At 70.6% G+C, this 9,256-nt stretch carries 6 protein-coding genes; 5 read left to right on the top strand and 1 reads right to left on the bottom strand.

Annotated features, from left to right (window positions below):
- Position 1: 1 nt before the first annotated feature.
- Complete coding sequence (locus tag ACFV6I_RS05205) at positions 2-697, top strand: tyrosine-protein phosphatase (RefSeq protein ID WP_363376851.1); 696 nt, start codon at positions 2-4, stop codon at positions 695-697.
- A 74-nt stretch (positions 698-771) separates the two neighbouring features.
- Here ACFV6I_RS05205 and ACFV6I_RS05210 read toward each other — a convergent pair whose 3' ends face one another.
- Positions 772-1,635, bottom strand: a complete 864-nt coding sequence (locus ACFV6I_RS05210) for a hypothetical protein (RefSeq protein WP_380423623.1) — start codon at positions 1,633-1,635, stop codon at positions 772-774.
- Between the two features lie 239 nt (positions 1,636-1,874).
- Here ACFV6I_RS05210 and ACFV6I_RS05215 point away from each other — a divergent pair, with 239 nt between their 5' ends.
- The 4 genes from ACFV6I_RS05215 (at position 1,875) to ACFV6I_RS05230 (ending at position 9,076) form a co-directional block, all read left to right on the top strand.
- Positions 1,875-2,561, top strand: a complete 687-nt coding sequence (locus ACFV6I_RS05215) for a hypothetical protein (protein ID WP_380423624.1) — start codon at positions 1,875-1,877, stop codon at positions 2,559-2,561.
- An 80-nt stretch (positions 2,562-2,641) separates the two neighbouring features.
- On the top strand, positions 2,642-4,063 hold the full coding sequence (locus ACFV6I_RS05220; protein ID WP_380423625.1) for a ParB N-terminal domain-containing protein: 1,422 nt from the start codon (positions 2,642-2,644) through the stop codon (positions 4,061-4,063).
- Positions 4,064-4,255: 192 nt separating this feature from the next.
- Positions 4,256-6,709, top strand: a complete 2,454-nt coding sequence (locus ACFV6I_RS05225) for a discoidin domain-containing protein (RefSeq protein ID WP_380339565.1) — start codon at positions 4,256-4,258, stop codon at positions 6,707-6,709.
- Between the two features lie 84 nt (positions 6,710-6,793).
- Entirely contained in the window at positions 6,794-9,076 is a 2,283-nt protein-coding gene (locus ACFV6I_RS05230) for a glycoside hydrolase family 38 C-terminal domain-containing protein (RefSeq protein WP_380423626.1), read from the top strand.
- The last annotated feature ends 180 nt before the right edge of the window (positions 9,077-9,256 follow it).

Here is a 9,256-nt window from a genome sequence, read left to right on the forward strand (position 1 = left end):
CATGACCGACGCCTTCATCGACATCCCCGGTGTGCGCAACTTCCGTGACGCGGGCGGGATCGGCGCCCTGCGGCGGGGCGTGCTCTACCGCTCCGGCTCCTTCCACACCCTCACCGACGAGGGCGCCCGGCGCCTCAAGGCCCTCGGCCTGCGCACCGTCCTCGACCTGCGCAGTCCGGTCGAGCTGGAGGTCTGGCCCGACCTGCGGCACGGCCTCGACCACGAGGCCCTCAACCTGCCGACCCTGCCCGCCAACCGCGAGGACGTCGACCAGCCCTGGCCCGAGGACCAGGCGGCGCTCTACCCCTTCATGGCCCAGACCGCCGGCCCGTCCCTCGCCGCCGTCGTCCGCCGCCTCGCCGCCCCCGGCGCGCTGCCCGCCCTCGTGCACTGCGCCGTCGGCAAGGACCGCACCGGCCTGACCATCGCCGTCCTGCAGTCCCTGCTCGGCGCCTCGGAGGCCGACGTCACCGCCGACTTCCTGCTCTCCAACGTCGGCCTCGGCCTCGACCGGGGCCCCACCCCCTACGTCGACGAGACCGGCACCGAACGCGTCTCCCGCCCCGTCACCGCCGAACTCCTCGCCTCCGCCCTGGGCTGGATCCACACCCGGCACTCCTCCCTCCCCGCCTACCTCCGCGCCCACGGCGTCACCGACGAGGAGCTGACCGCCCTGCGCGCCAACCTGTCGGCCTGACCGGGTAGCCGCAGATAGGACCGCCAGGCTCACTGGTGACCACCAGCCTGGGCTACCAACCAACCGTTCTGAGGTCAGCCTGCGGTAGCAACCCTCAGAACGAGGTCGGCCTCCTGGTAGTACTGCGCGGAGTTGAACAGACGGACGATGTGCAGGACCTCCTCCGGCGGTCGCCTGGCCGCACTGTGCAGAAGTGCGTCGGCAGCAACGACGAGCCCCTTTCCTTGGCAGGCCATCACGACATCCGGAATCCGGTGCACCGGGAGCTTGGCGCCGGCTTCGGCAAGAACCAGATGGGCATCCCGGTCACGTCCTGCCCGGAGGTGCCGGATCGCCTCATCAAGGCCGGCTTCAAACGGGGTGGAAGCCGCGACGTTCTGCCGGTCCCCCACGGGGAGGGGGACCGGCAGAACAGGCCCGCCGCCCCCCTTCGTCTCGGCGAGCCGGCTCTGCACGGCCTGATCGGCTGGCGCTTCTTCAGGAATGCGCTGCCTTTCGAGAGCTGTGGCCACAGGGATCTGACCGTCGGCACAGCTTTGGCCGTGGTGGCCACAGTGGGCGCACGTCCGGTGCTGTTCCTCCCTGCAACGCTCGCACGGCCGACGGGATGCCCGTTCGTGCAGTTGCTTCAGCTGAGGCCACGACCACGCCAGATCCCCGCCCGCATCCCCGCGCGCCGCTGTGTGAAGCCGCAAAAGCACGCCCAGAACCGGAACGTTCCGGGCATGCAGGTAGCCGCTGAGAGCACTCTCCGAAACTGTCAGACGTTTCGCATTGGCTGCCATGGTGCCTGGGTTGGGGGTGCCTGGGGGCACGTCCTTCGAATGCGGGTGCGGCTTGAGCCGACCGTAGAGCGCGCACATGGCCTTCGCGAGCTCCTGCTGCTCCGGCGTGCTCCCTTCAACAAAGCTCCCGCCGACTTGGCCAAGCGGTGGCACAGCCCCTCCTCAGTGTCCACACAGTACTGGCCACCCGAGTGTGTCCGATCAATCCGGCTGGGAGAAGGCGATCCTCTTCAGACTATCCGCGAAAGATCGCTGGCGGCTGGCGCCAGCACCGATCCCCGTTCTTAACTGGACCTGTCCACGTGGGTGGTCCGATGCACTGGGCCGCTTCCACGGCCATGCGCACTGCAGCCCGCGTGGACTCCCCTCGCACTCGACTGAAAGGAACGGCCATGGCGCTCCCCTCCTGGGAGGACACCAACCTCGGCTCGATGAAGCGAGTGGCTCTCTGGCTGGCTACCGCGGCCGGCGAGGGTGGGATCTTCACGTACGCGCAGCTCCGCGACGTGTTCCCGGGCGTGGCACAGATCGACCGCAGGGTGCGTGATCTCCGGAGCCGGGGCTGGCGGATCGACACTGCGCGCGAAGACACCCGTCTCGGCGCCAACGAACTGCGCCTCGTGGCCATCGGCGAAGCCGTCTGGGAGGACCGCAAGGGCCCTGGGAAGGACACGTCCGGGCTTACCGGCACCCGGCGCCGCGACGTCCTGGCCAAGGACGGCCACATCTGCCGCAGCTGTGGCATCTCGCCGGGTGAGGAGTACGCCGAGTCCTACGAAAGGTCCCAACTCGACATCGCCCGCCGCGAAGTACGTCTCGTGGACGGCACCACGGCTGTCGAGCTCATCACCGAGTGCCGGCGCTGCCGGGTAGGAGCCCCGCGGTTGGAGACCGACGTGGCCCAGACGATTGCGGAGATCTCCCATCTCGGCACGATGGAGCTCCGGATGCTCTCCTCCTGGGTTGATGGGGACAAGCGGGATTTCGGCAAGGTCGAGCTGCTGTGGGCGGCCTACCGCACCATGCCGGCGGACTCCCGGGCCCGTTTCAGGGCCGCACTCGAATCCAGCCTGGGTTAAGTCCTGCCCTGAGCCGTCCCGTACAAGCCGTCGCCATCATATGAAACAGCCCGTTTCCCACGCAGAGGAGAACTAGGTTCATGAGTCCGGACCTTGGTCGGCCGCCAATGGCCGCCTACAACCAGGATCTGGTGGAGAAGCGGCTCCGCGAGGCTTCCCTGGCCGGCGGGGTGCGTGAGTCGGTGAAGATCGAGTGGCGCAGCCAGCCGCTCAACGTCGAAGTCATCGACATGCCGACCGACAGCCTCTACTACAACCCAGGGACCCATCGCATCCGGGCCCAGCGAAGCCACGACCCCCGACTCAACGAAGCGCTCGATATCAGCCCCTGGAGTACGGAGAGCCAGGAGTACCTGCACCACCTGCTCCAGGCCAAACCGTCGAATCCCAACGAGACCGACCCCGACTTCTCAGAGCTGAAGAAGAGCGTCAAGGACTTCGGGCAGAACGACCCCGGTCTGATCACCCGGGACGGGATCCTCGTCAATGGCAATTCGCGACGTGCCGCGCTGAAGGAGCTCGGCCAGCAGACCATCCGAGTGGGAGTTCTCCCGGGCGACTGCACCTGGGCCGATATCAGCGCGGTGGAGCTGTCGCTCCAGCTGCGCAAGGACCACCGACGGGACTACTCCTACATCAACCGGCTACTGGCAATTGAGGAGCAGGTCGCCCTCGGCAGGCCAATCGGAAGCGTCGCCCACGACTTCCGGTCCAACTCGACCGCGTGCGAGCAGGACCTGTGGATCCTGTCCTGCATCCGCGAGATGATCGACCGCAGTTCCAGCGGGGGTATCGCCCTTCGGCTCGTCGATTTCGAAGAGCACCAGGAGAAGCTGAAGGAGCTCCGTCGGCGATACGCGAAGGAAGTTGCCGCGAACCAGCGGGAGAACGCGGAGCTGATCAAGGAGGCACGTCTCGCCGCCATGATCCTCGGCTTCTCCAAAACTGATGTCCGGGTCATCGAAGAGGATTTCCATGACCGGTACCTCAGTAAGCAGCTGCCCGAAGAGCTCCGGCAGCCCGCCGCCAAGAGCCCGTCAGCGGTGGCCATTCCGGGACTGAACCGGTCAGTGCGGCCCGCTGAGACGTCCAAAGTCGTGGCGGCAAAGGCCTTCACGGACTCGGTGCTCCGCTTCAAAGCAGCTGCGGCCGCAGCCGACAAGCTCCCCCCGGAGGAGATCAGGGCTGCTTCGCTGAGCGTCAAAGCCGCTCACGAAGCGGTCGAGGGAGCTCTTGACCCTGCTGGCCGCGATGCCCGGCTGCGGAAGCGGAAGCGAGCCGCACCGGACCGGCTGAACGACGCTGCCCAGGACATCGACCAGTGCATTACCGACCTGGTACTGTCCCGCGGTTCCCGCAGTCTCGACGAGGAAGCGTTCGACGAGGCCGTTCTCCAGCTCCGTGACGCCCTTGCCAAGCTGGCCAAGGAGGCACAGCGCAGCGTCACCGAAGCCGGGGATGGAGTCACCTGGTTGTTGAATGCCGTACGGCAGGAGAACTAGTGAGCCTGACAGCAGAACCGTCTCTGCAGATCGGCTTCGACGTCACGCGAACCCGGGGGGGGGGGGGCGCCGGCCGCCCCCCCCGCCCCCCGGGGTCGCCCCGCCTCCGCGCGCACCGCCACGCCCACATGCACCCGGCCCGTCCACGCCGACGGCCCGCCCCCACCCACCTCCGCTCGATCGGAGCCACGCATGTCACGACGGATACCCCTGCTGCTCAGCGCCGCCCTCGCGGCCGCCGTGCTGGGCGCCGCCCCCGCCGCCCACGCCGGGCCGCAGGCGCCCACCACCCCGACCGCCAGTACGCCCGGCACCCCCGGCACCCAGCCCTACGCCTCGTACTGGTACCCCTCCACCATCCTCAACTGGGACCCGGCCACCGACCCGGACGCCCGCTTCAACCGCTCCAGCGTCCCGCTCCAGCCGCGCACCAGCGACCCCGCCCTCAAGGCCAACCCCAACGCCCGCACCGGCGAAGGGAAGGTCGCCTCCCTGGTCTCCTTCGGGCCCACCTCCAACAACCCCTCCCAGGGCTCCGCCGACCCCAACTACTACGCCTTCGGCTACTGGCAGTACGTCGACAAGCTGGTCTTCTGGGGCGGCTCGGCCGGCGAGGGCCTGATCCTCGCCCCCAACCCGACCGTCATCGACGCCGCCCACCGCAACGGCGTCAAGGTCTACGGCACCGTCTTCTTCCCGCCCGCCGCCTACGGCGGCCAGCTCCAGTGGCTCCGCGACTTCGTCCAGAAGTCCGGCAACAGCTACCCCGTCGCCGACAAGCTCGCCCAGGCCGCCCAGTACTACGGCTTCGACGGCTGGTTCATCAACCAGGAGACCGGCGGCGGGGATTCGGCCCTCGCCACCGAAGTGCGCAACCTCATGCAGTACAGCAAGGCCAAGAGCGGCACCGAGTTCATGTGGTACGACGCCATGACCACCTCCGGCTCGGTCAACTGGCAGAACGCCCTCACCTCCGCCAACTCCCCGTTCCTCCAGGACGGTTCGAAGCGCACCTCGGACTCGATGTTCCTGAACTTCAACTGGAGCTCCGGCGGCCTGAACTCCTCCCGCGCACTGGCCCGGCAACTAGGCCGCAGCGAGTACGACCTCTACTCCGGCATCGACACCGAGGCCAACGGCTACAACACCGGCGTCGACTGGAACTCCCTCTTCCCGGCCGGCCGGCCGCACACCACCTCGCTCGGCCTCTACCGGCCCGAATGGACCTGGAAGTCCGCCACCGACCGGGCCGACTTCTACGCCAAGGACGCCCGCTACTGGGTCGGCGCCAACAACGACCCGTCCAAGGCCAACCCCGCCGACAACTGGCCCGGCCTGGCCGGCTACGTCGCCGAGTCCTCGCCGATCACCGCCAAGCCCTTCGTCACCAACTTCAACACCGGGCAGGGGGACTTCTACAACTCCGCCGGCACCCGGGTCGCCACCGGCGGCTGGAACAACCTGTCCCTCCAGGACGTCCCGCCGACCTACCGGTGGATGGTCGACTCCAGCGGCAGCCGGCTCACCCCGTCCGTCGACTTCACCGACGCCTACCAGGGCGGCTCCTCGCTGCGCCTCACCGGCACCCTGGACGCCGCCAACACCGTGCGGCTGTACGAGACCAAACTGCCCGTCGCCGCGAACACCAAGCTGGACCTGGTGGTCAAGACCCCGGCCGCCGGGCCCACCAAGCTCAAGGCCGCGGTCTCCTTCACCGACGCGCCGAACAGCTTCACCACGATCGACGTCGGCGCCAACTCCGGTACCGGGTGGGAGCGGCACACCCTCGACCTCGCCCCGTACGCGGGCCGCACCATCGCCCAGCTCGCCCTCCGGGCCGACGGCACCGACCCCGCCTACGACGTGCGGATCGGCCAGATCTCCGTCCACGACGGCGAGGTGGGCGCCCCGGCGGGGCCCAGCGGCCTCACCGTCCTCGGCGCGAGCGACGTGACGGCGGGCTCCAGCCAGTCGCTGCGGCTCTCCTGGACGGCCGCGCCCGGCGGCGACGTCCACCACTACGAGGTGTACCGGCGCAACGCCGACGGCAGCCGGACCTTCCTCGGCGCGACCCCCAACGACGCGTACTACGTCGGGCGGCTCGACCGGGCCGGCACCGAGGACGCCACCACCCTCGACGTCGAGGCCGTCTCCACCACCTACGGCCGCTCCACCGCCGCCTCCACCACCGTCGGCTGGACGGGCACGCCGCCCGCGACCGGCGGCAACCTGGCGCTGAACCGCCCGGCCACCGCCTCCGGCCAGTGCAACGCCAACGAAGGCCCGGCCAAGGCCGTCAACGGCACCGTCAACGGCGGCACCGGCGACAAGTGGTGCAGCCTGAACAGCTCCAAGTGGCTTGAGGTGGACCTCGGTTCGGCCAAGCAGCTGTCCAAGTTCGTGGTCAAGCACGCGGGCGCGGGCGGCGAGAGCGCGGCCTTCAACACCCGCGACTTCTCGATCCAGGTCCGCTCGAACACCACCGACCCCTGGACGACGGTCGCCGACGTCACCGGCAACACCGCGGGCACCACCACCCACCCGGTGACCACCACCGCCCGCTACGTCCGGCTGGTCGTCACCAAGCCCACCCAGAACACCGACCCGGCCGCCCGCATCTACGAGTTCGAGGCCTGGGGCCAGTAGCCGGGCACGCCGGCAACTCCCGCCGGGCGCGCGGCAACCGACCCCGCGCCCGGCCCCCGTACCTGCACCGAAAGGACCCTCCCCGTGCCGGTCACCATCACCGCCGTCGAGAACACCGACCTCTTCACCGGTCCCGAGGAAGCCCCGCGCCAACTGCTGCGGGTCACCCTCGACGGCCCGGCCGCCCGGATCACCGTCAGCGGTCCGGGTGTGCGCGGCGAGGCGACCGGCACGGGGCTGGTCGAAGTCCCACTGGAGCTCACCGGCGCCCCCGAGCCGGGCACCAAACTCCCCGTCACCGTCGAGGCGGAGGGCGCCTGCGTGGACGCCCTGGTGGAGGTCGCCGAGCCCGGCTGGACGATGTTCCTGGTCTCGCACTTCCACTACGACCCGGTCTGGTGGAACACCCAGGCCGCCTACACCTCCCCCTGGGAACTGCTCTCCGCCGACGCCACCACCCGGCCCCTCTGGGAGCGCAACGGCTTCGCGCTCGTCGACGCGCACATGGACCTCGCGCTGCGGGACCCGGTGTACAAGTTCGTCCTCGCCGAAGTCGACTACCTCAAGCCGTACTTCGACCAGCACCCCGAGCGCCGCGAGACCCTGCGCACGCTGCTGGAGCGCGGCCAGGTCGAACTCGTCGGCGGCACCTACAACGAGCCCAACACCAACCTCACCGGCGCCGAGACCACCATCCGCAACCTCGTCTACGGCATCGGCTACCAGCGCGACATCCTCGGCGGCGACCCGCAGACCGCCTGGCAACTCGACGTGTTCGGGCACGACCCGCAGTTCCCCGGCCACCTCGCCGCGGCCGGCCTCACCGGCAGCGCCTGGGCCCGCGGCCCCTTCCACCAGTGGGGCCCGATCCAGAAGAACTTCCGCGAGGCCAAGGACGACGCCCGGGTGATGCAGTTCCCGAGCGAGTTCGAGTGGATCGCCCCCTCCGGCGAGGGCGTGCTCACCCACTACATGCCGCACCACTACTCGGCCGGCTGGTGGATGGACTCCTCCCCGGACCTCGCCACCGCCGAACAGGCCGTCTACGAGCTGTACCGCAAGCTCAAGCCCGTCGGCGCGACCAGGAACCTGCTGCTGCCCGTCGGCACCGACTACACCCCGCCCAACAAGTGGGTCACCGAGATCCACCGCTCCTGGGCCGCCAAGTACCTCTGGCCGCGCTTCGTCTGCGCCACCCCGCGCGACTTCCTCGACGCCGTCCGGGCCGAACTCGCCGCCACCGGCCGCCGGCCCAGCCCGCAGACCCGCGACATGAACCCGGTCTACACCGGCAAGGACGTCTCGTACATCGACACCAAGCAGGCCCAGCGGGCCGGCGAGGTCGCCGCCGCCGACGCCGAGAAGCTCGCCACCCTCGCCGCCGTCCACGGCCTCGGGCAGTACCCGACCGCCGCCCTCGACAAGGTCTGGCGCCAACTCGCCTACGGCGCCCACCACGACGCCATCACCGGCTCCGAGTCCGACCAGGTCTACCTCGACCTGCTCGGCGGCTGGCGCGAGGCGCACGACCTGGCGGCCGCCGTCCGGGACGAGGCGCTGGACGTGCTGACCGCGCGGATCTCCACCGCCGGCGTCGGCTCGGCCGCCGACGCAGGGTCGGCCGACTCGGCTGTGGTCGTCACCAACACGCTCTCCTTCGACCGGACCGACCTGGTCGTCGTCCAACTGCCCCCGCGGACCGGGGCGGTACGGGTGCTCGACGACCGGGGCGAGCCCGTGCCGAGCACCGTCGACCGGGGGGCCCTGCGCTTCCTCGCCGCCGACGTCCCCGCGCTCGGCTGGCGCACCTGGCGGCTGGTGGAGGGCCCGGCGGCGGAGCCCTGGACGGCGGCCGAGGGCGTGGTGATCAGCAACGACCGCTACCGGGTGAGCGCCGACCCCGTCCGTGGCGGCGGCCTGTCCTCCGTCCACGACCTGCTGCACGACCGGGAGTTGATCCAGGGCGGCCGGATCGGCAACGAACTGCGGGTCTACGAGGAGTACCCGCAGCACCCCGACTTCGGCGAGGGCCCCTGGCACCTGGTGCCCAGCGGGCCGGTGCGCGGCTCCGGCACGGCCCCGGCCGACGTGCGCCGCGAGACCGGCCCGCTCGGCGAGCGGCTGGTGATCGGCGGCACCGTCGACGGGATCCGCTACGAGCAGACCGTCACCCTGTGGCGCGGCCTCGACCGGGTCGACTGCCGGACCAGGGTCGTCGACTACTCCGGCGCCGACCGACTGCTGCGGCTGCGCTTCCCCGTCGACCTGCCCGGCGCGCTGCCGGTCAGCGAGGTCGCCGGCGCCGGGGGCCGGGGCGGGGGCGCGCGCCCCCCCCCCCCCGCGCCCCCGCCGCCCCCGGGCCCGTGAGACCCCGCCCCCCCACAGTGGGGGGCCAGCGCCCCCCCGCGCGGGGGGGGGGGCGCCGTCGCCCCCCCCCCCCCCCAGCGCGGGGGCGCCCGCCCCCCCGCCCCCCCCCCGGGGGGGGGCGGACCCCGCGGCCGGCCGCGTCGGTGTCGGCGGTGTTGAGCTCGTTCCAGACCAGTGCGC

It is taken from the genome of Kitasatospora sp. NPDC059803 (assembly GCF_042732255.1).
Classification (GTDB): Bacteria; Actinomycetota; Actinomycetes; order Streptomycetales; family Streptomycetaceae; genus Kitasatospora.